We start from the raw sequence: 21850 nt of genomic DNA on the forward strand, positions 1-21850 counted from the left end.
GCTTTGATTGCGTATAGAGCAATAGTAGTTTCATTTGCTGAAGCTTCCGGAGGTGGAGGATGAAAATTTTTTCCTTCTATTGCGTATAGAGCAATAGTAGTTTCATTTGTTCAAGCTCCCGGAGGTGAATGGTAGATTTTTTTTCCTTCTATTGCGGATAGAGCAATAGTAGTTTCATTTGCTGAAGCTCTCGGAGGTGGATGGTGAAATTTTTCCTTTTATTGCGTATAGAGCAATAGTAGTTTCATTTGCTGAAGCTTCCGGAGGTGGAGGATGAAAATTTTTTCCTTCTATTGCGTATAGAGCAATAGTAGTTTCATTTGTTCAAGCTCCCGGAGGTGGATGGTGAAATTTTTCCTTTTATTGCGTATAGAGCAATATTAAATCATTTCTATAATAGGTTTAGTTAACCTATAGGAGTTGATTCAAATGGATGATGATAATTTAGAAGTTCCACCTTTTTCTATTAATAGAAAGAACCCTTCGATCAATCTGCCTATAAACATGGAGGCTCTTAAAGAGTTCGTAGCTTCTCTTCTAGGCAAAGCAGAGTCAGTTGAGGGATATATAGAAAGTGCATTTGAGATAGATTTTGCAGGATTTGAACAGCTTAATTACATAATTGATGACAGAATAACAAAGCAGAACCAGTCTGTGTTGATAGAATTTAGAGCTAAGTTATTTTTCAATGATAATTCTTTACTTTCATTTAGTGGTATTAGGAATTTTCAGGAATATAAAGAACGAAGAAATGTGATTTGTACAGGCTTTACATTTACTTGGATTTATCTTGTTGAGTTCCATGATAAAAAAGTTCCTGAAAAGCAGGAAATATCAATATTATCAGTAGAGCAAATACCTCGAATCAGTTATTCTATCAGATGTACTAATCAAGGCTGGGGAATTGAGATTGCCGAGCTTATCCGTAATTGCATTAAAGGTTTTGTCAACGTAAATTTTCCTTTAGCTAACTTTAGGCGAAAAGCTATGGAAAATCCTTTAGTTATTGGAATTCCTTTTTTCATTCTTAGCTATTTATTGTGCTTTATTTTTGTATTCCCGTTCATATATTCAGAAGAAGGTTTAGCAAATTGTTTGAGCTTTTCAGATCAAATAGGTCAGTTTATAGGAGAAAATATACTACTTGGTGAAAAAGTAGACTTTCTTATTAAATTTTTTAATACTTGCCAAGCAATAGATTCCAAAAAGGAGCTTATATTTTTTCTTGTTGCTTTATTTTCTTTTGTTCCGTCTATTTTCTCGACTCAATTGATTATTAAGTTAATTAAATTACCTACTTATCGTTTTCTTCTTTTTACTGAAGAATCAAAGAAGGAAAGAGAAAAATATTTTACTAGAATTAGTTGGTGGAAAAATTTTTGGTTAATAACCGTGGGTGTAGGTTCAATTCTTGCATTTTTGAACCGTCTTCTAGGGAACTACCTTTTAGAATGGTTGGGTAATGTTGGGTAATATTTTTTAGAATGGTTGGGTAATATTTTCAGCTAATCCCGCTAATAAAATATTAGTTGTTAGAATAGTGAAATCTTCTACAAATAACCAACTACAAACCATAATAATTTCACTATTTACTTAAGACCAATTCCGCCACTAAGGGCAAATGATCTGAACCTGTAGATGGCAAAACTTCAACAGATTTAGAAACCCAATGATTTGAATACCAAATATAGTCAATTCTAAACATAGGATAATCCAATTTCCAGGTAGAATTTGGAATTAAAAAATCAAGATTCCAACCCGCCGGCCAAGTTAAACCAAAACCCATTCCTGATACTCTCCAAGAATCTGTTAATACTTGTCTTAAATAATAGTAATCTTGAGATTGTTCGCTCATATTAAAATCACCCGCCACAACAAGAGGCAAAGTTTCTTTTTTTAGTCGCTCTATTAAGTCTTGAATTTCTGCCGATCGCTGAGAAAATTCATAAACTGGTATTGTTAAAAAGGGAAAAATTTTCCGAAGTCGAATCCAAGGTGAAATTGTTTGAATATTGTAGACAACTATTGGCTGTTGCTTAATCTTAATAAGAGCGCGTTGTTGAACTTCTGAATGACCTGCTAAGTGTAGATTTTCTTGAAATTCTATAGGATATCTGCTGAGAATTGCTGCTCTATAACCTTTAATATCTTCTGAAGTTTGGTAAGGATAGTCAGCTTTTAATTTAGGAAAGGATTTTCTAATGTGGTTTCTGGTAATTTCTTGTAAAAATACTATGTCTGGTTTTTCTCGTTTTATTCTTTCTACTAGGGTTTTTGGTTCAGTCTTATGCCAACTATTATTTAAGGAGAAAATTTTTAGGGGTTGGGTATTTGCTGCTGAAATAGTTTGAGGAGAAAAATATTGTGTATGTAGCCAACCAATAAGCAGCAGACAAGCAATAGATGAAATTATAAAAAACAACCGTTTTTTGATAATGAAAAATGCGGGGAATGGCAGAATTAATATTGGTAAAAGAATTAAGGGGATAAAATTTCCAATTAAAGCTATTAGCCAGAATTTATCCCAGAATATTAGTCGGAGTATCAAGTAAATTAAAATTAATCCTGAATAACTATAGACAAATAATTTGGTAATTATTTGCAAAAGTAAGAAGAGATTCATTATGAAATGATTTGTCAAAAAAACTTTAGGAGTTTGCTTTCCAAATCCCATTTTTGTTGGGGTTTAGCAACCACAGCCCTACGATAAAATGTTACAATCTATGTTTGGATTATTATAATCCTTATGGAATAATTTAATGAGAGAAAAAATTAACATCTTAAAGAAGTAGAAAGTTACAGCACTTTTTAGGATGATGAGGTACACTTGACTCATTCTCTGTTGCCTGTTACCTGTTGCCTAAAGTCCTAAAAATTTGTACCTCACTAACTCCAAAACTGCTGTAAGTAGTTTTGCCAAATTAATTTCCTACTTGAGATAGGGAATAGAAAACAGGGAGTCAACAGGATATGCAATTAATTTTGTTTATAAACTTAGGATTTTATTTTTCTACATAAAATGTACTGTTAACTGAAATGACGTTCTTCTCTATATAAACGCAGACCATAATTTCCGGCGTGAGTTGTTTGTAACTCTTGAATTACTATTGCCATTTCTGGGGGAAGTTGTGAGAGTGGTTGAGGTTTAAGAAAATGTTCTGGTGGCATTAAAATAGGAGCAGATAGTGCTGCAAAAGTTAAATCTGCTGCGGAAAAATTATCTCCTACTAAATAGGAACGACCGTCAGATAATTTCTGACTAACTAACTCAAAAACTTCCTGAATTTCTGCTAGAGATTTTGCCGCATTTTCGGCTGTTAGCTGAAATTTTTTCTGTAATAAATTGGATAGTAAAGGAAAAAGAATTGTAAATCCCATCTGTTCAAACCAAGGTGTATTTGTACACCAACCTCTACGCATAGCTTGGCGATCTTTTACCTTATAAAAATATCCCCAATTTCTCACAGCAACAGCTAATTTTTCATCAAATAAATCTTCTAATTCTTCAACTTCTTTCCTTAATTCTGGAATCTCTGGATATAATTTTTTATCTACTGGTGCTATGGCATTTAGATAATGTAAAATATCGGTTGAATCAACAAGATTACCATGATTTTCTGTAGCTAAAACTGGAACACTACTACCATCATATTTTAGAGTAGCAAATCGATGAAAGACAGGAACATGGGGTTCTTCTGTATAAGGAATATTTAGTCTGTCTAATGCCCAACGAGCTTTTTCAGAGAAATGGCTGATAGGAATAGTAATTAGACGATAATTTTGGAAATTCATAAAGTTTTTCCTTGTTGATTATTTCCAGAATTACTAACAAAAAATAGTTGAAAGCAAGAAGATATATGGGAACAAAAGTCAAAAGTAATATTTTGTATGCTTAAAATTTTGAAGCTACAGTAATTTCAGGAAATTACTTAGATACTTACCTGAATTTTGCCTGATAATGAAATTTACTAATGAGTTTTTCCTTCTTCCTTCTTCCTTCTTTCTTCTTGCTTCTTTAATACAGCTTCCCTAAAACCTAACACTACTAAAATATTAGATAGAGTCAAAAATACTTCCGCACTGCCATGTAACCAATCAATATTTGCTAAAGCTTCACCATAAACTTGTTTAGCATAAATTCCAGCAGGAATAGTTACACCCACGAATACTAAAGTTCCATAAAATCCAACTAAAGCTAAACGAGGTGCTTGACCCGAACGAGTTAGAAACCAAAGAAAACCTAAATAGGGAAATAAAGAAAGAGCAAATAAAGTATCTTTAGAAATCATATTTTTAGGAGAATTAAAAATTTCAGTGTAGAGAATATCTATAAACAATTAAATCTTTGTAGAGCGTTACTTAGTGGTAAATATTTTATCAAATAACCCTGTCATATTCCTATTCCCTTTATCTTGCATAAAATACTTAATATTAAATACTTGATATAGACAAATTGAGTAGGTTATTTATCAAGTTAATACCTGTTGCTAATGGATAAATTTTTACTAAAGTATAAAATATTACTGATAGCTTTAGTAGAATTCATCTTTAACTTTAGGGCTGAAGTATAACAAGAAAATATAGGATAAAACTTAATTTCCACTATCTATTTCTTGCTTTTTACTCTCAGAAAATATCCACCAAGCAGCAGCTAATAAAGTAAAATTTCCTAATAAAGTCATCGATGCTTGGAGAGTAACCAACCATTCTAAATTAGGGTCATTATCAAAATAATGCCAAGTACAAGCACACATAGCACTAACCAATGCAGGTAACATAGCAAAAGATAGACTATACCAAACACGGTTTTGGGTAATATTACCATAAATCGAAATAAACCAGATGGCAGCTACCCATTCGATAACGCTAGAAACATGAATAATCCAAGTAGGAATTGATAAAGCGTGCATATTTAAAAAATCTGAATTTTTAGGTCTTAACTTCGGTATTCTATAAGGTTAAATTAAAATAGGAAATAACTCAAACAAATGCGGGCAATTTTATGTGGTTACTACGGAAAAGGAAATGGTGGGGATGAGGCATTATTAGCATCTTTGTTACAAATGTTGCCCGATAATATTCAACCTTATGTTTTGTCTGGCAACCCTAGGGAAACGAAAAAACGCTACCGAGTTGAAGCGGGCGATCGCCTGAATACTTTTACCATTCTCCAAGTAATGAGACGTTCAGATATATTTATCTGGGGTGGTGGAAGTTTAATTCAAGATGCTACCAGTATTGCTAGTCCTTTTTATTATGCTGGATTAATGGGAATTGCTCAAAAAATGGGCTTAAAAACTATTGCCTGGGCACAAGGAATTGGGCCTTTAAATCATAAAACTACCCAATTTTTGGCAAGGCAGTGTTTTAAAGGTTGCAATGTTGTTAGTGTCAGAGATGCGCGTTCGGCAGAAATAGTTACTAAGTGGAACATTTCTTTTACTTTAGCTCCTGACCCTGTTTGGGCCTTAGAAACTTCTCCTGTCCCTGGTCTTTGGGATTTACCTGCACCGAGAGTGGCGGTGAGTTTGAGACCCCACCCTGAACTTACTCATTCACGTTTAGCAACTTTAACTCAAGCTTTGATTTCTTTTCAAAAGGCGACTCAAGCATTTATTTTGTTATTGCCTTTTCAACCGATGAAAGATTTAAAAATTGCCGAATTTATTCATCAAAAATTGCCTGATGATAGTAAGATTTTAACTATAGAAGACCCTAGAGTTTTGAAGGGAATTTTTCGAGGAGTGGAAATGGTAATAGGTATGCGTTTCCATAGTTTAATTATGGGATCGGCTGAGGAATGCCGTTGTTTTGCTATTAGTTACGATCCGAAAGTTAGTCAATTAATGAATGATTTAGAAATGCCTGGATGGCAATTATCAGAATTGCCAGAAGATGCAAATTTAATTAGTAAAATTTGGATTGATAATTATGCAAATGGGGAAGCTTTGTCGCTAGATAGAATAGCATTTTTTCGGGAGCGATCGCTGATTCATCAAGAGGTATTAAATTCTTTTTTGGGAGGAGTTAGGAGTCAGAAAAAAGGTATTATGTAGGTAATATCAAATCTGTGATAAATCATCAGTTATTTCCCCCTATTCCCTACTCCCTACACAGGAGATATAAAATTTTGTCTGCTAAATAGAACATTAAAAATATGGGATGTTGGATAATACTTCCCGATAGGTAACTTAACTAACTGGTTACTGCTATTTGAAGTGACCGAATAAGTTTCATACTCCAAAGAATTCATAAATTCTCGGAGTTCCGTTTCATTAGTTCTCATTTGTTATAAACCAAATCTATTAATCTCACAAATAATGTATGGAACATCATATTTACCAATTGTATTTACAGCTCCTTTAATCACATCAAGTTCTGCTCCTTCAGTATCAATTTTTATCATTTTTAAATTAGTAATATTTCCAGCTTGGCTAATAATATTATCTAGTGTATATAGTTGAGTATTTTGCATTGTTTGATTATTTAAACTTTTCTGATTAAATGGATGTTTACCTACATCCCACAGAGCATGACCACCATCATTATCTTGATTCATAAATATTTGTGTTTCCTTAGTTTCTGAATCCACAACTAGATTAAATAGTTTGATATTATTTAGATGATTAAGATTGATATTTTCTAAGATTTTTTGATAATTTGATAATTCTGGCTCAAAAGCAAATACTTTCCCTTGACTTCCCACTATTTTCGCAGCCAAAACTGAATAATATCCAATATGAGCGCCAATATCAATAAAAGAATCATTTTTTCCTAGAAACTGACAAATTAATTCAAAAATTTCCGGCCCATAAGTTTGCCCTTTTTTAAAACAGTCAAGCATCAGTTTTTGGGTAAATTTATTAGAGTCTAGAGAAAGCTTAATTTCTTGATTATCAGAATTAAATTGCCAGTTAATATTGATAGTTTTGACAGAATTTTATGAAATTATAGTAGAACTACTTTTCTTCTGAATCATTGCCCAATAAATATCGGGACCAGCAGGTACATTAAACTTAATATCTAATACTTGTAAAATATCAAATCCACTTCTTTTAATTAAATCTAGCCACATACTTTTACCCAATACACTATAGTGATTTTTATTAGTTTGATGTTGGCAGCTAGTATCGGGAGCAGGTACTTCTATATATAAATAACCTTCAGGTTTAATAACTCTAGAAATTTCCTGCAAAGTAAAATATGGGAAAATACTATGTTCTAAACAATGTCTGCACCAAACAAAATCAAAATGGTTATCTGGAAATTCTAGAAATGATTGATCCATTTGATAAACTTGATAACCTTTTTGTTGGCAAATAGCTACATCTTCTCTATTTAAAGTAATTCCAATTGGCGCAAAACCATGTTTTTTAAATATTTCCAAAGCTACACCTTGGCCGCAACCAATATCTAATATTTTTGCTGCGGGAGGTAAAGAGATTTGTTTCAAACATACATCAAACATTTGTTGAGTTATTTGACTATGAAGTAGAGTTGGGGGTTCGGGATAGGTATCATTTTTAATTCTTTCGAGAAACTGTTCTAATTTTTGAATTTGTGACGGTTCTAGTTTCATTAAATATGAAGATAAATTTATTTATTTACGATAACATAGTGGCGTGTCAAGACTAAAATGGTGGCTTAGGAGCGAGTAACCTTGAAGACCTCTCCCCCAGCCCCTCTCCTGCTTTTGAGAGGGGAGAAATTCCCCCCCTTCCCTTGTAGGGAAGGGGGTTGGGGGGTTAGGTTTTTTAATCCACATTTTCAAGCTTGACACGACAATAGTCATCAGGAAAAACTAATAATATATGGTTTAGAGTACACCGCAAAGTAGGGATATTGTATGCAACCTCTCTACAGAGCGATCATTTTGAAGTGTGTGCTGAATTTCTGACTATTATAGAACCCATTTGGTATCTATTTAAAAACAGAGGAGGAGATGGGGGGATGGGGGGATGGGGAGATGAGAGTATTTTTCTACTTGCTTGGTGCACTATCGAGCGATGGGGGGTAGCATCCGCTTTTTCCCCTCTCGTTCCTGAATTTCCACTGGCTCACTCAGACTGAGGACTGCCATCAAAAGCAAATACAGCGTACAAAGATACGCTTAGGGGTTCTATAGAGAAATAGTAAATTTATTTTCTTAAGCACCTCCGACTTTGAGTGTGCGCTGAATTTTTGATTTCCCAATTATGAAAACTCATCAAATTCTTCACACAAATCTTGCAACTGCTGATGCTCTACTTTCCTAGAAGAACGCCGATATTTTTTACTAGCCAACTTAGGTTCAAACTTTTGTTTACCACCCGAACTTGTTTTAGCCTTTAAATTTGACTCAGCATCAGGTTTTTGTTGTAATGCTTCCTGCCGTGCGATCGCCTCCTCTAAAAACATCAAATAATATTCATACCTATCCCAGTTACCCCTTACTACACAGTTAGGTTCATCGCGATGCAAACAATCACTAAACTGACAACTCCCCTCTGCCAAATAATTTCTAGCTTCTGGAAACAAATACGCCAGCTCTATAGGTTCGCAGTCTAACTGTGGTTGATTAAAACCTGGAGTATCTGCCAACAAACCCCCATTAGGTAACTCAAATAACTCAACATGACGAGTAGTGTGTCGCCCCCGCGACAATTTTCCAGACACAGCACTCACCCGTAGATTTACATTAGGAATCAAATAATTAATTAAACTCGACTTCCCCACACCAGACGGACCAGAAATTACAGTAATTTTATTCCTGAGTTTTTCCCACAGAGAATTAGAGGTATTCTTTGCTGCTCCTAAACCTGCTTCCGTTTGCACACTAATAAAAAATGGTTCATAACCCCACTGAGAAATTTGACTGCGCCATTTTTCCATTTTTGTCGCAGATACAAGATCGCATTTACTCAAGCACAAACATATCTCTAAACCTGTTGACTCGGCTTTAAGTAAAAATCTCGTTAAAGCAACAGGATCTAAATCTGGTTCTGCTAAAGCAAATATCAACATTACCTGATTTGCATTAGCTATAGGAGGGCGATCAAGTTCTGTTTCTCTTGGTAAAACTTCAGCGACAGCACCTCGTCCACCTGTCCAGTCTGGGTCTTCTATAATTACGCGATCGCCCACCATTACTTTTTGGCCAATTTTCTTCAATCGCGATCTACGGGTACAGAGGAGAAACTCAGGTAAATTTTCTCTTGCATTTTTTATTGAGTTATGATTTTTCTCAATCTTAACTTGGTAAAAATTTGCCTGAACGGCTACAACTGTCCCTACCCATTTGTTATCAATCTCTAATATGTCACCTATTTCTGAAGTCCAATTCATGCAACCATTTCTGGGCAACGCACCTTAAGGACAAAATATTCAGACTGTTCTTTTATTTCTTCTATTTGATAACCTTCGACAATCAAACTATCAGGTACTTGCTCTATTGGTTCCCCTCGATCTAGCCATACTTCTAAAATTTCTCCAGGCATCATCTTTTCCAGATATAGTTTTGTTTTAACAAAGTTAATTGGGCAGGGAGTACCTCGGAGATCTATTTGAGCATCTGACTTTTTTCCCTCCTGGATTTGAGGTTGAGAATCCATAGTTAAATATTTTCTCTCCAATTTTTGGCTTTGTTGCACGGATATCCTGAAACCCTTGCAGTGTAATAATTTACCTTTAATAGGATTTTATAGATAAAAAGAAAAAAATTTCCTTTTAAGTAATTCTCTTTACTTTTAATAATGAGGTAATAATTAATTATTGAACCCCTTGCTAAGAACAAGTTTTTAAGAATTAGGAAAATCTCCAATCTTAATCACTTTTGGTGAAATAAATTTCCCAGAAATCCTTCTAAACCTCCTTTTCCAGTCCGCTCACCTTTAATACTAGCCAATTTTTCTAATAACTCTCTTTCTTCTGGAGTGATTTTTGCCGGAATATCAATTTCGATTGTAATAAGATGATCCCCACGACTTACCGGATTACCTAATCTCGGTACTCCTTTATCTTCTAAAGTTAAAACAGTATTTGGCTGAGTACCTGCTGGGATTGTTAATTCCGACTTACCATCAACTGTATTGATTTCCAGGGAACAACCTAGAATTGCTTGTAAATAGCTAATTTTTATTTGGGATAGAATATTAATCCCATCTCTTTGAAACTCTGGGTTATGTTTGACAGCCAGGAAAACATACAAGTCTCCCGGAGGCCCGCCCATTTTACCTGCATCTCCTTCATTAGAAACTCGTAACCGAGTACCATTGTCTACCCCTCCTGGGATAGTAATTTTTATCTTTTTCGTTACCTCGTTCTGGCCACGACCTCCACAAGTTGGGCATTTTTCCTCTATTATTTGTCCAGTACCATTACATGAAGGACAAACTGAAACTTGAGTGAAACTACCAAAAGGAGTTCTTGTTGCCCGGCGAACTTGACCAGTGCCTCCACAAGTAGAACAAGTTTGAGGTCTTGTGCCTGATTTTGCTCCTGAACCGTTGCAGGTTTCGCAAGTTTCCAGATGCTTAATTGTCAGTTCTTTATCTCCACCAAATATAGCTTCGTGGAAGTCCAGATTCAGGTCTAAACGCAGGTCATCTCCTCTAACTGGACCTGTACGTCTACGTCCTTGAGTTCCGACTCCTCCAGAGAACCCACTAAAAAAGCTTTCAAATATATCAGCGAAACTGTCTGAAAAGTCGGTTGAGAAACCTGATCCTCCTGCTCCTGATACTCCTGCTTCTCCAAAGCGATCATAACGAGCTTTCATTTCAGGTTCAGAGAGAACTTCGTAGGCACGATTTATTTCTTTAAAGTGCTCTTCTGCTCCTGGCTCTTTATTCACATCTGGGTGGTACTTACGAGCCAAGCGGCGGTAGGCACGCTTTAGTTCCTCCTTATCTGCACTACGAGAAACACCTAGAATTTCGTAATAATCGCGGGCCATAGAGCTATTTGCCTAGAATTTAATGTTAGTATGTCTATTTTGGAATTTTATATTTTTATTTAGCGATTTTAATGTTTGGTCTTATATTTACCCCTACATTGATTATCGCCTTTTGCCAGTTTAGCACAAACTTATCATAAACCTACATTATCGATAATTAATAAAGTAAATATTTAGATTTTGTCCTCATCAATTTAATATTCTGGCGTTGTCAAAGTTTATTATACCTCACTTCTAATACTATAGAAAGGGATTTTTGCCAAATTCATTCTCAGGCTCTTCAGTTGTTTCCTGAACCTTGGTTGAACTTACGTCATTTGTAGTTGAGTTAATATCAACGAATATTTCACTTTCTACTTCTTTAGAAGTTTCTGACTCTGTAATTTCTGGTTCTACTTCTTTAGAAGTTTCTGGCTCTGTAATTTCTGAATCTTGAAGCATCTTAGAACTTTTATCTTCTTCTGGTAATTTCAGTTTTTCACTTCCTCCTTGTTCATATAAAGTTTCACCTAAAGCAAAAAGCTGTTGCCTAAATATTTCAATCTGCTGATTTAACTGGTCATAATTAATTTCAGTTTCTGAATTAATTAAAACTTGCTTTAACTCCTCATAACTATTGCCAACTTCTGTAGCTACTTGCTCATCAATAACATCACCATGTTCTTTAATAGTTGCTTCATAGTTATATAACAGAGTATCTGCCTGATTTCTCAATTCTGCTAATAGTTTTTGTTGATTATCTTGTTCCGCATAAGTTTCTGCTTCTTCTTGCATTCGTTGAATTTCTGCTTCACTCAGACCACCTGTATTACTAATTTCAATACTTTGTTCTCTACCCGTTCCTTGGTCTAAAGCTTTAACTTTCAGAATTCCATTAGCATCTATATCAAAATTAACTTCTATTTGTGGTACACCTCTCGGAGCCGGAGGAATTCCTTTTAGTAAAAATCTACCCAGACTTTTATTATCTTTAATCATTGCTCGCTCACCCTGGAGGACATGAATTTCCACAGAAGTTTGTCCATCCACAGCAGTCGAATACATTTGGGAGCGACTGGTAGGAATTGTAGTATTCCTCTCAATCACCTTAGTATATATTCCTCCCAAAGTTTCTAATCCCAAGGATAGAGGAATCACATCTAATAATAAAAGGTCTTTAACTTCACCACCTAAAATACCAGCTTGAATAGCTGCCCCCAAGGCCACAGCTTCATCAGGGTTGACAGAAGTATCAGGAGCTTGACTATTAAAATAATTACCTATTGCTGCTTGAACTGCTGGTATTCTAGTAGAGCCTCCCACAAGAATAATCTTGTCTATATTTTCTGGCTTCATCCCAGCATCCTTGAGAGCTTGTTCCACTGGTTGAATCGTACTTGCAACCAGAGGTTGGACCAATTTTTCAAATTGAGCGCGAGTTAGCTTGGTCTCCAAATGTTTTGGCCCTGCTTCGTTAGCCGTAATAAATGGTAAATTGATATTTGTACTCTGGGCAGTAGATAGTTCTATTTTGGCTTTTTCTGCTGCTTCTCGCACTCTTTGTATTGCCATTTTATCTGGGTCTAAATCTGTCCCTTCCCGATCTCTGAACTGCTCTACTAACCAACGGACTATACGATTATCAAAATCATCTCCTCCTAGATGATTGTTACCAGAAGTAGCCTTAACTTCAAAGATTCCATCTCCTAACTGTAAGATAGAAACATCAAAAGTCCCTCCACCTAGGTCAAAGACTAAGATAGTACGATCTTCGTCCTGTTTGTCTATACCGTAAGATAATGAAGCAGCAGTTGGCTCATTGATAATTCTTAGCACTTCTAAACCAGCAATAGTTCCTGCATCTTTAGTTGCTTGTCTCTGTGCATCTGTAAAATAGGCTGGTACTGTAATTACAGCTTGGGTAACAGAATCACCTAGATATTTTTCAGCATCCTGCTTCATTTTTTGCAAAATCATAGCTGAAATTTCTTGCGGAGTATAGTTTTTTCCCCTAATTTGGACATTTACAGTATTATCTTTACCCTGGATACTGGTGTAGGGAACTTGGGAGCGTTCTTCTTCAGTATCGTCCCATCTTCTCCCGATAAATCTTTTAATGCTATAGACTGTATTTACTGCATTGGTTACTGATTGTCGCTTTGCTAGTTGGCCAATTAAACGTTCATTTCCTTTGCCAAATCCGACAATACTAGGTGTTGTACGTCCACCTTCTGAGTTGGAAATTACAACAGCTTTACCCCCTTCTAAGACGGCCACACAACTATTAGTTGTCCCTAAATCAATGCCAATGACTTTTCCCATAGTGCTTCGGCGTTCTTATAGTCAAAAATCTTTATTTTTATTGGAATGAAGCTTGAAAGCTTCTTGCTAGGATTTAAAAGCAAAATAAAATCTAGCTTTTTTCTTAATATATTTCTTGTGTTCAAAGCTGTAAAAAAATCAGCTAATTTTGCAACTTAGTCATAGACTTTGTGTTTCAAATTTTCACTAATTTTAATTCTCCCCAAAAATCATTGAGTTTTATTTGTTTAAGTTGCATTCAGAAAAAATATTACTTAAATTCCGACAATTGGATTGAAGTTTTAGCATCTGTGTTTATCTTGTGGCTAATTTTGGATAGGTCTGAATACAACTTAAAAGCAGCATAATTCAATCAAAAATTACTAACCAGTATAGCGCTACACGCAAGTCAAAACTCAAAACTCAAAACTCAAAACTCAAAAGTTTCTATGACTGAGTTTGAGCATTTATAAATGTCCGCGCCCTTTGATTCGACTGCTATATTAACCTTCTGGATCGGTTTGATTTTCTGCTTCACCATCTGTCGGTTCTGGTGCTGTAGCTACTTTTACCATAGCGTGTCTGAGTACACGATCGCCTAGAATATAACCTCGGACTAACTCTTCTATTACAGTTCCTTCTGGATGCTCTGCGGTTGCCTCTCGCATTACTGCCTCATGTAGATTAGGGTCAAACTCTTCACCTTCTGGACGCATAGGAGAAACTCCTAACTTTTTCAAAGAGTCTACCATTTGCTTATAGACACTCTGATAGCTTTTATGGATAGCCATTTCTCCATCATTTGCTGGTTTTATTTGGGAGCGTGCTCGCTCAAAGTTGTCAATTACTGGTAATAATTCAATGATTGTGGTACACTTTACTTGTGTATTTAAGTCTTCCTTTTCTTTTTCTGTCCGTTTACGGAAGTTGTCAAAATCTGCTCCTAGTCTTTTGTATTGACTCTCTTTTTCTTCTAGTTGAAATTTGGTAGTTTCTAACTGAGCTTGTAATGATTCATAAGCCTCTTTCAACAAGACTGTTTCTGGTGATATTGGCTCAACTTTTTGCTTTTCTGTTTCTAAAGAATCATTATCTTCAGATACTTCTTGGCTATTCTCAACTTTTTGAGATGAATCTAAGTCTGAATTTTGCTCAACAGAAACTTGAATATCTTGAATATTTTCATTTATTTCTTGATTTTTTGTTTCTGTAGAGGGGATTTCTCCTGCCATTTTATTCTCTCCTAATACTTAAGGCTATTATTGCTTTTTGTCTTGCTTTTTTACCCTAATTTATCATATCACAATCAAGAAGCAATACAGAAACACTGAAGCTGTAACAGTGTTAATATTAGTTTATGTTAATTGTTGATATTTTGATAGCTTTTAAATTGTTGGGATTATTAATGATTAAGGCACTAATAATCTATTGTTAGCAAATATGGTAGTTTCAGCAAGATTATGGGATTTAATTGTTTATCCAAATATCTTTAATCTGTTCACAGATTTGATAAAAATTCCCAAACAAATTCTTCCTGTTTCTATCTATAATTTTTCAATCAAAATTTATTTAACTAATAGTTTATTAGTTTCTGGCTTCTCAAAAATAAATCATAATAAATAGTTATTCCTAAGACTATGGCCTTATGTTGTGAGCAAACATTTTGGCCTAGGCTACAATTGTACATTATACCGAATCATGGCATTATCAAGTAAAACATTTTCCTAGTCTAGATTTTTGTTAGTGATAGCTAATTGTACTTACTATCTCAAACAGAGGAAAAGTGTTTGTATGATTGCTAAAATTGTTGAAGTAGTCTGGTAATCGCTGGCCTTAAGTTTGATTGGGGATTGGGATTTAGAACGTATAGAATCCCTATTGAAGGTAACAAAGCTAGTGAAAGACTGGAGTACATAAAAAATTAGATTGGGAAAGTTTAAACATTTAAGGAGTCAAGAAAGTTAACAACTTGTTAACCAAGTGTAAATATTATCAAAAACTTAGGGAATACTTAGATTAAGGAGAATTTTTTTATCAGCCATGGCCCAAAGCTCTTCACGGAATTCACGCACCGCTATCGTTGCCCTCAATAATCTCTCTCCCTTTGGGAATAAACTGGTTCAAGCTGGCTATGTCAACATCGAACAGTTCCAAAAATGCCAAGTTGAAAGCCGTAAAACGGGTAAATCACTGACAGAGCTACTAGAAGCTCTAACAGGACAACCCTTACCCCCGGAATTACTCAGGCATTATAAGAAGCAACAGCTATTTGAATTGATGATTCTATATGGTGTAGCTGCTTTTGACCCAGAGATTACTCAAATTCCAGCACAACAGGTATGTTATTTAGTAGACAAAATAATTCCGATTGAAACTTGTCGCCGGAATCAGATTATACCATTATTTAGTCACGAAACTCATCTGGCAAATCAGGCTGTCCAGACGGGGAGTATGAGTCAACAGCAAATGCTGAAGGCTTTAGCTCAAAGCAGGAGTTCACAGGGTAAATTAATTGAGGACTTAGAAAAGTTTGCTGGAGATCCCCTGCCATCAAATCTGGTGAGTGATTATGAAAAACAGCAACCTTTTGTAATGGTGGCAATGGTTAATCCTGATAATCTTCAAGCTTTGGATGAGCTAAAAAATATTTTGAGGCATCGTGGATTAATTTTGCAACGCTTGATCATTACTCAAGAAGATTATCAACATTTAATCAACTATTACTTAGAGGAGCAAGCTAAGAAAGAAACTGCTGCTGCCAAAAAGGCAGAAGAAAAAGAGTTAGAGATGGAATCAGGCTTTTTTGAAAGTGCTGAGTTGGAGGATGCAGCAGATGAAGCTCAGGTAGAGGACATAGCAAAAAGCCTCTCTGAAGCCGAAGATGCTCCTGTTATTAAAGCTGTTAACATAATTTTAGTTAAAGCACTGAGTGAGGGGGTATCTGATATTCATGTAGAACCCCAAGAAGAATTTATTCAAATTCGGATGCGTAAAGATGGGGTTTTACAAGAATATTTTCGGTTTCCGAAAAAAGTAATTCCGGCTATTACTTCCCGTTTTAAAATTATCGCTAATCTAGACATCGCTGAAAGACGACAAGCTCAAGATGGTCGTATCCGTAAGGTCTTTAAAGGTCGTACTATCGACTTCCGGGTAAATAGTTTACCTAGTCGCTATGGTGAAAAAATAGTTTTGCGGATTTTGGATAGCTCTAGTACCCAACTAGGGTTGGATAAGTTAATTTCACATGAACCAACTTTGGAACTGGTGAGGGAAACTGCTGGTCGTCCATTTGGATTAATTCTAGTGACAGGGCCAACTGGTTCTGGTAAGTCTACCTCTCTATATTCGATTTTGGCAGAACGCAATGACCCTGGAATTAATATTAGTACGGCAGAAGACCCGATTGAATATGCTTTGCCCGGAATTACTCAATGTCAAGTAATTCGAGAAAAAGACTTGACTTTTGCAAGTATCCTGCGGGCATTTTTGCGACAAGATCCAGATGTTTTGCTGGTGGGGGAAACGCGAGATAAGGAAACGGCAAAAACGGCTATTGAAGCTGCGTTAACCGGACACTTAGTTTTAACAACTTTACATACTAATGATGCGGCAGGGGCGATCGCTCGTCTTGATGAAATGGGAGTAGAATCTTTCATGGTTTCAGCAGCTTTGTTAGGTGTGGTGGCGCAACGTTTGATGCGTCGGGTTTGCAATCAATGTCGAATAGAATATAAGCCTGAACCTGATGAGTTTCGTCGTTATGGTATGGTTCCTGCTCAAGAAGAAGAGTTTACATACTATAGAGCAAATACTATACCAGTTGAGGAACGGGAAAGTTTAGCAGAAAGGGGAGAGTTATGTCGCAAGTGTAATGGTCTCGGTTATAAAGGTCGTGTGGGTGTTTATGAGTTTATGAAAATTACGGAGCGATTACAAACTTTAATTACTCAAAGGGCACCAACGGAACAAATTAAGGAAGCTGCAGTAGAAGATGGAATGATACCTCTATTGCAGTATAGCTTGAACTTGGTACGAGAAGGTCATACAACTTTTGAGGAGGTGGAACGGGTAACATTTACTGATTCTGGTTTGGAGGCGGAAATGAAACGCCAGGCTAGACAAAACCTAATATGTAGGTCTTGTAATGCTGAGTTGCAACCAGAGTGGGTAGATTGTCCTTATTGTATGACACCTCGCTTTGAGTAGGAGTAGAGAATAGAGGGGTGTGGGGAGTGTGGGAGGTGTGGGAAGTGTGGGGAATAAATATAAGTTTTTTACTTTCTGGTTGTGACTAGACAAATTCGTGACTGATAACTAATAACTAGACATCTCCAAAAATAAAAAATCAAATCAATTATTATCCAGAAATCATCAATTATTTCTTCTTGTTTTCTCTTTTATGTTCCCTGTTCCCTCTTTTCTGAAGAGGTCTACTGATAACTGATAACTAATAACTGATAAAAAGGAGATTGAATTTATGTCTTTTATGATTGAGGATGTTTTGGAGTCTCTTGTCGAACAAGGGGGATCTGATGTTCATATTCAAGCCAGAGCGCCTATTTTCTTCCGTATTAGCGGACAATTGACTGCTCAACCTCAATTTGGAGAAAATCTAGAGCCTTTAGAAGTACAAAATCTGATTTTCCAGATGCTGAATAATATGCAACGCAAGCACTTGGAGCAAAACTGGGAGCTTGATAGTGCTTATGGAGTCAAGGGGTTGGCTCGTTTCCGTCTAAATGTTTATCGGGAACGGGGTAGTTGGGCAGCTTGTATGCGGGCGCTGGCTTCCCAAATTCCTAATGCTGATAAGCTTGGGGTGCCAATGATTTTACGGGAGTTGACTGAGCGACCTAGGGGACTATTTCTGGTGACTGGGCAAACTGGTTCAGGAAAAACAACTACGATGGCGGCTTTGCTAGATTTAATTAATCGTACCCGCTGTGAACATATTCTGACTGTGGAAGACCCGATTGAATATGTGTTTCCTAATGAGAAGAGTTTGTTTCACCAACGGCAAAAAGGAGAAGATACTAAAAGTTTTTCTAATGCTCTCAAAGGGGCACTTCGTCAAGACCCAGATATTATTCTAGTTGGAGAAATGCGGGATTTAGAAACTATTTCTTTGGCTTCTAGTGCAGCAGAAACAGGTCACTTAGTATTTGGGACACTTCATACTAATAGCGCTCCTGGTACAGTAGACCGGATGTTGGATGTTTTCCCACCAGAACAACAACCTCAGATTAGGTCACAGTTGGCTAACTCTATTGTTTGTATTTGTAGCCAAAACTTGGTGAAGAAAGTGGGTGGGGGTCGCTGTGCTGCTCAGGAAATTTTGATTAATACTCCGGCGATCGCTAACTTGATTCGAGAGTCGAAAAATTCTCAACTTTATTCTCAAATTCAAATGGGAGCTAAGTTGGGAATGCAAACGATGGAAATGGCTTTGGCTAAAATATATAAGGAAGGAAAGGCTACCTGGGCTAATGCTATGGCTAAGGCAGTTAAACCGGATGAATTGGAAGCTTTAATTGGTCCAGAACCTAAGGAAACTAAAGCTAAGGCTAAGGCTCGTTAAGAAATTTGTAGGTGGTAGGTTTTAGGTTTTGTAACCAGGTTTTCCTCGGCTACTTAAAACCTCACACCTAATACCATTTCACCCAAGTCATCCATCAAGTGTGTAATTATGAGGAGACCTCGGAATTACGCACTCAAGACAGTCAAAAGTCAAAAGTAATATTTTATAAAATCAATACTTTGACGACAGAGTAATTTCAGGAAATTACTTTACATTTTAAAGGTAGAAACTATTTGTGACATCTTTAAAGTGAATTGGTATAAATACCTCCACAGAATTAATTTAATATTTTAGTGGCGGTAGGAAACTGCTAACGAAGTCAGAAGTTGTTTTTTGCTGGGGAATTGTGAGTAACCCTCCGAAAACATTTTCTCTTCAACAATCTGGTTTTAGAGACAATTATTTTGATAAAGGGAATATAGCTTATCCGTAAATAGACAAACAATTTTGTCTACCTAATTAACAGTTTTTTCCACTTAAAACCTTGAGTTCAAAATTTAATTCCTAATGCCCAAAAGCTCAAACTTAACACCTTAATTAAATAATACAAGGAAGGAATAAAATGGCTGGTAATATAGCTAATAAAAAACCTCAAAGTAGCTTAGAAAAACAGTTAGAGATAATAGAAGAAAAAATAAATGTTGCCTTAGCATCGGTGACGGTAAAAGATTTATCTATTTTTGCCCGTCAGTTTGCTGCAATGTTTAATGCTGGTGTGCCGATGGTTAGGTGTCTTAAAGTATTAAAAGACCAAACTTCTAATGCCAAGATTAAATATGCGATGAAAATGATTAGTGCTGAGGTTGAAGAAGGAACAGAGTTGTCAGAGGCAATGAGAAAACATCCTGCGATTTTCGATCAATTATTTCTGAGTATGGTCGCTGCTGGAGAGGTCGGTGGTGTACTTGATGAAGTGCTGGAACGTTTGGCAGTTATGTTGGAAAAAAATGCTAAGACAATAAGTGAAATTAATTCGGCTATGTCTTATCCAAAAACTGTTATGTTTATTGCTTTGGCAGTGTTTTTTGGCATGACGACTTTTCTGTTACCAACTTTTGCTGGTATTTTTGAGCAAATTGGTACGGAGTTGCCTGCTTTTACAGTCTTTATGTTAAGTATAAGTGAGTTTTGTAGGACTTGGCCTCCTATTCCCCAGGCAACAACAATAGGAGTAATTATTGCTATTTATATTGCTTATTCAACGGCTTATAAAACAGACGCAGGTAGGCTATTTTTTGACAAAATTTTTCTGAAACTTCCTATTTTTGGGGATATTCTTGAGAAGTCGGCGGTAGCTCGTTTTTGTATGATTTTTGGTACTTTGACTCGTTCTGGGGTACCAATGTTAAAGGCTCTGGAAATTGTGCGAAATGTGGCAGGTAATGAGGCGATCGCTCAGTCTATTGAGTATGCAAGGCAGGAAATTCAAAGTGGGGGAATGATTAGTTTAGCTTTACAGGAAAAGAATGTTTTCCCTTCTCTAGCAATTCAAATGATGGCTATTGGTGAGGAAACTGGTGAATTGGATGGGATGCTGATGAAGGTGGGAACTTTCTATGAAACTGAGGTTGAAGAAGCTGTGAAGTCTCTCTCCAGTATGTTGGAACCGCTAATGATTGTAGGTATTGGTGGTATGGTTGGTTCGATTTTGATGTCTATGTATTTGCCGATGTTTGCTGTGTTTGAAAATCTCTAGGAAATAGGAAGTGAGGGATAATCGATAATTGGGTGTTGGTAAATCAAACTATGAAATCTTATCAGAAACCGGGTTTGTTGGAGACAGATGTCAGTATGTTAAGCCATCCATTACAAATCCGGTTTCTATGCTTGGAAAAATCATAGGGACTCATCACAAACTCCAATAATTGATAACTTCAATGACATTTTTCTTTCTTCCCTACTTTCTAATATGTAAAAATATAAAAATTATTATTTATGGTTGTAAAAAAATCTGATTATGAAGCATTACTAGCAGAATATAGTAACTCAAGGGCTGCAATTGCATTGCTTAAACAATATAGATTGTATTTGGAAATGGTGCCAAGTTTACGTCGTCCAGAAGATAGTTTAATTACTATTCCTTTGCCGATTATTCGGTTACGGGAAAGGGGTTATGAATCTGGAAAAACTGTTCCTTTATCCTGTGATTTAGGAATTTTTATGTGTGACCCCGAATGGAAGGTTAAAACTGGAGTAGAAATTTTTGTTTTTATTTATAGACCTGAAGAAGATTTTTCCGATCTACTTACTCGTTGGCGAGAAACTCAGGTTTTATTAGATCGGGAATATGAGTGGGTAATGCCCCAAGGTTATAAACATATTTATTCCCAAGAGGCAGAGGAAATATATCCTTTATTTATTTTATTTTCGGAAACTCCAGAAAGAGTTAAAAGAGGATTGATGGGGGCAAATTTACCTTTTGTAATTCAACCAACTTATGATTCGATAGAAGTAGAAGTTGAGGAGTCGAATGTTGAGATAGAGAAAATTTTATTTCAGATGGATGATGGAATGGATGAGTAATGAGTAATGAGTTATGAGTTATGAGTTATGAGTTATGAGTTATGAGTAACGTAAATATTAGTATTCAAGAAAGAACAGAAAACTTTGCCATCAGAGTTATCAAGACGTATTCTGAGCTAAACAAAAGAGATTTTGATGATGCTGGCAAGGTTTTGTCTAAACAATTTTTGAGAAGCGGAACCTCAATTGGTGCAAACTGTTCAGAAGCTAAATATGCACAATCAACCAAAGATTTTATCAATAAATATTCTATAGCTTTCAAAGAAGCCAATGAAACTCTTTACTGGATAAAAATTATGATTAAATCGGAGATAGTCTCAAAATATAGATTTCAAAATATGATAGAAGAAAATGAAAGAATCATTAAAATATTAACAGCTTCAATCAATAAATTAAAAGAAAAACAATCCACTTAAACTCCTAACTCATAACTCATAACTCACAACTCCTAACTCCTAACTCCTAACTCACAACTCCTAACTCCTAACTCCTAACTCACAACTCCTAACTCCTAACTCCTAACTCATAACTCA

Annotated in this window: 18 protein-coding genes; 7 read left to right on the forward strand and 11 right to left on the reverse strand. The window is 35.9% G+C overall.

Annotated elements, in window-relative coordinates; genetic code table 11:
- Positions 1-429 precede the first annotated feature (429 nt).
- Entirely contained in the window at positions 430-1473 is a 1044-nt protein-coding gene (locus tag ACP6PL_RS28330) for a hypothetical protein (protein ID WP_426548684.1), read from the forward strand.
- A 112-nt stretch (positions 1474-1585) separates the two neighbouring features.
- On the opposite strand, the gene ACP6PL_RS28335 is transcribed toward ACP6PL_RS28330, so the two are convergent.
- From ACP6PL_RS28335 to ACP6PL_RS28350, 4 genes are all read right to left on the reverse strand, one after another.
- Positions 1586-2422: an endonuclease/exonuclease/phosphatase family protein gene (locus ACP6PL_RS28335; RefSeq protein WP_426548685.1), complete on the reverse strand. Its 837-nt coding sequence runs from the start codon at positions 2420-2422 to the stop codon at positions 1586-1588.
- A gap of 605 nt (positions 2423-3027) precedes the next feature.
- Complete coding sequence (locus ACP6PL_RS28340) at positions 3028-3792, reverse strand: glutathione S-transferase (protein WP_426548686.1); 765 nt, start codon at positions 3790-3792, stop codon at positions 3028-3030.
- 176 nt (positions 3793-3968) lie between these two features.
- Positions 3969-4289: a DUF3593 domain-containing protein gene (locus ACP6PL_RS28345; RefSeq protein WP_426548687.1), complete on the reverse strand. Its 321-nt coding sequence runs from the start codon at positions 4287-4289 to the stop codon at positions 3969-3971.
- 303 nt (positions 4290-4592) lie between these two features.
- Positions 4593-4910 carry a DUF2499 domain-containing protein gene (locus ACP6PL_RS28350; protein ID WP_426548688.1) on the reverse strand — a complete coding sequence of 106 codons (318 nt, stop codon included), beginning with the start codon at positions 4908-4910 and terminating at the stop codon, positions 4593-4595.
- Between the two features lie 78 nt (positions 4911-4988).
- Between ACP6PL_RS28350 and csaB the strand changes: the two genes are divergently transcribed.
- A complete protein-coding gene (gene csaB, locus ACP6PL_RS28355; protein WP_426548689.1) occupies positions 4989-6056 on the forward strand; it encodes a polysaccharide pyruvyl transferase CsaB in 1068 nt (355 codons plus the stop codon).
- Between the two features lie 233 nt (positions 6057-6289).
- Here csaB and ACP6PL_RS28360 read toward each other — a convergent pair whose 3' ends face one another.
- From ACP6PL_RS28360 to grpE, 7 genes are all read right to left on the reverse strand, one after another.
- Positions 6290-6844, reverse strand: coding sequence for an FkbM family methyltransferase (locus ACP6PL_RS28360; RefSeq protein WP_426548690.1), 555 nt, complete (start codon positions 6842-6844; stop codon positions 6290-6292).
- 96 nt (positions 6845-6940) lie between these two features.
- On the reverse strand, positions 6941-7579 hold the full coding sequence (locus ACP6PL_RS28365; RefSeq protein ID WP_426548691.1) for a class I SAM-dependent methyltransferase: 639 nt from the start codon (positions 7577-7579) through the stop codon (positions 6941-6943).
- 614 nt (positions 7580-8193) lie between these two features.
- Complete coding sequence (rsgA, locus tag ACP6PL_RS28370; protein WP_426548692.1) at positions 8194-9324, reverse strand: small ribosomal subunit biogenesis GTPase RsgA; 1131 nt, start codon at positions 9322-9324, stop codon at positions 8194-8196.
- Positions 9321-9590 (reverse strand): sulfurtransferase TusA family protein, encoded by a 270-nt coding sequence (locus ACP6PL_RS28375; RefSeq protein WP_426548693.1) that lies wholly within the window; start codon positions 9588-9590, stop codon positions 9321-9323. The genes rsgA and ACP6PL_RS28375 overlap by 4 nt, the downstream gene beginning before the upstream one ends.
- Positions 9591-9805: 215 nt before the next feature.
- A complete protein-coding gene (gene dnaJ / locus ACP6PL_RS28380; protein ID WP_426548694.1) occupies positions 9806-10933 on the reverse strand; it encodes a molecular chaperone DnaJ in 1128 nt (375 codons plus the stop codon).
- 240 nt (positions 10934-11173) lie between these two features.
- Positions 11174-13234 carry a molecular chaperone DnaK gene (gene dnaK, locus ACP6PL_RS28385; protein WP_426548695.1) on the reverse strand — a complete coding sequence of 687 codons (2061 nt, stop codon included), beginning with the start codon at positions 13232-13234 and terminating at the stop codon, positions 11174-11176.
- A 482-nt stretch (positions 13235-13716) separates the two neighbouring features.
- Entirely contained in the window at positions 13717-14445 is a 729-nt protein-coding gene (grpE, locus tag ACP6PL_RS28390) for a nucleotide exchange factor GrpE (protein WP_426548696.1), read from the reverse strand.
- Between the two features lie 808 nt (positions 14446-15253).
- Between grpE and ACP6PL_RS28395 the strand changes: the two genes are divergently transcribed.
- The 5 genes from ACP6PL_RS28395 to ACP6PL_RS28415 all read left to right on the forward strand — a co-directional run bounded on the left by ACP6PL_RS28395 (position 15254) and on the right by ACP6PL_RS28415 (position 21733).
- A complete protein-coding gene (locus tag ACP6PL_RS28395; RefSeq protein ID WP_426548697.1) occupies positions 15254-17422 on the forward strand; it encodes a GspE/PulE family protein in 2169 nt (722 codons plus the stop codon).
- Between the two features lie 271 nt (positions 17423-17693).
- Positions 17694-18794: a type IV pilus twitching motility protein PilT gene (locus ACP6PL_RS28400; protein WP_426548698.1), complete on the forward strand. Its 1101-nt coding sequence runs from the start codon at positions 17694-17696 to the stop codon at positions 18792-18794.
- A gap of 562 nt (positions 18795-19356) precedes the next feature.
- The gene (locus tag ACP6PL_RS28405; RefSeq protein WP_426548699.1) at positions 19357-20490 is read left to right on the forward strand and encodes a type II secretion system F family protein; all 1134 of its coding nucleotides are present in this window, start codon (positions 19357-19359) and stop codon (positions 20488-20490) included.
- Positions 20491-20729: 239 nt separating this feature from the next.
- Positions 20730-21317, forward strand: a complete 588-nt coding sequence (locus ACP6PL_RS28410; protein WP_426548700.1) for a hypothetical protein — start codon at positions 20730-20732, stop codon at positions 21315-21317.
- Positions 21318-21358: 41 nt separating this feature from the next.
- Positions 21359-21733: a four helix bundle protein gene (locus ACP6PL_RS28415; protein ID WP_426548701.1), complete on the forward strand. Its 375-nt coding sequence runs from the start codon at positions 21359-21361 to the stop codon at positions 21731-21733.
- Positions 21734-21850 lie beyond the last annotated feature (117 nt).

Source organism: Dapis purpurea BLCC-M126, from assembly GCF_050015975.1.
Classification (GTDB): Bacteria; Cyanobacteriota; Cyanobacteriia; order Cyanobacteriales; family Microcoleaceae; genus Trichodesmium.

Excerpts from the sequence above, each read along its gene's own strand:
- ACP6PL_RS28330 (WP_426548684.1), top strand. The coding sequence starts at position 430 with ATGGATGATGATAATTTAGAAGTTCCACCTTTTTCTATTAATAGAAAG.
- ACP6PL_RS28340 (WP_426548686.1), bottom strand. The coding sequence starts at position 3,792 with ATGAATTTCCAAAATTATCGTCTAATTACTATTCCTATCAGCCATTTC.
- ACP6PL_RS28345 (WP_426548687.1), bottom strand. The coding sequence starts at position 4,289 with ATGATTTCTAAAGATACTTTATTTGCTCTTTCTTTATTTCCCTATTTA.
- ACP6PL_RS28350 (WP_426548688.1), bottom strand. The coding sequence starts at position 4,910 with ATGCACGCTTTATCAATTCCTACTTGGATTATTCATGTTTCTAGCGTT.
- csaB (WP_426548689.1), top strand. The coding sequence starts at position 4,989 with ATGCGGGCAATTTTATGTGGTTACTACGGAAAAGGAAATGGTGGGGAT.
- ACP6PL_RS28360 (WP_426548690.1), bottom strand. The coding sequence starts at position 6,844 with ATGCTTGACTGTTTTAAAAAAGGGCAAACTTATGGGCCGGAAATTTTT.
- ACP6PL_RS28365 (WP_426548691.1), bottom strand. The coding sequence starts at position 7,579 with ATGAAACTAGAACCGTCACAAATTCAAAAATTAGAACAGTTTCTCGAA.
- rsgA (WP_426548692.1), bottom strand. The coding sequence starts at position 9,324 with ATGAATTGGACTTCAGAAATAGGTGACATATTAGAGATTGATAACAAA.
- ACP6PL_RS28375 (WP_426548693.1), bottom strand. The coding sequence starts at position 9,590 with ATGGATTCTCAACCTCAAATCCAGGAGGGAAAAAAGTCAGATGCTCAA.
- dnaJ (WP_426548694.1), bottom strand. The coding sequence starts at position 10,933 with ATGGCCCGCGATTATTACGAAATTCTAGGTGTTTCTCGTAGTGCAGAT.
- dnaK (WP_426548695.1), bottom strand. The coding sequence starts at position 13,234 with ATGGGAAAAGTCATTGGCATTGATTTAGGGACAACTAATAGTTGTGTG.
- grpE (WP_426548696.1), bottom strand. The coding sequence starts at position 14,445 with ATGGCAGGAGAAATCCCCTCTACAGAAACAAAAAATCAAGAAATAAAT.
- ACP6PL_RS28395 (WP_426548697.1), top strand. The coding sequence starts at position 15,254 with ATGGCCCAAAGCTCTTCACGGAATTCACGCACCGCTATCGTTGCCCTC.
- ACP6PL_RS28400 (WP_426548698.1), top strand. The coding sequence starts at position 17,694 with ATGTCTTTTATGATTGAGGATGTTTTGGAGTCTCTTGTCGAACAAGGG.
- ACP6PL_RS28405 (WP_426548699.1), top strand. The coding sequence starts at position 19,357 with ATGGCTGGTAATATAGCTAATAAAAAACCTCAAAGTAGCTTAGAAAAA.
- ACP6PL_RS28410 (WP_426548700.1), top strand. The coding sequence starts at position 20,730 with ATGGTTGTAAAAAAATCTGATTATGAAGCATTACTAGCAGAATATAGT.
- ACP6PL_RS28415 (WP_426548701.1), top strand. The coding sequence starts at position 21,359 with ATGAGTAACGTAAATATTAGTATTCAAGAAAGAACAGAAAACTTTGCC.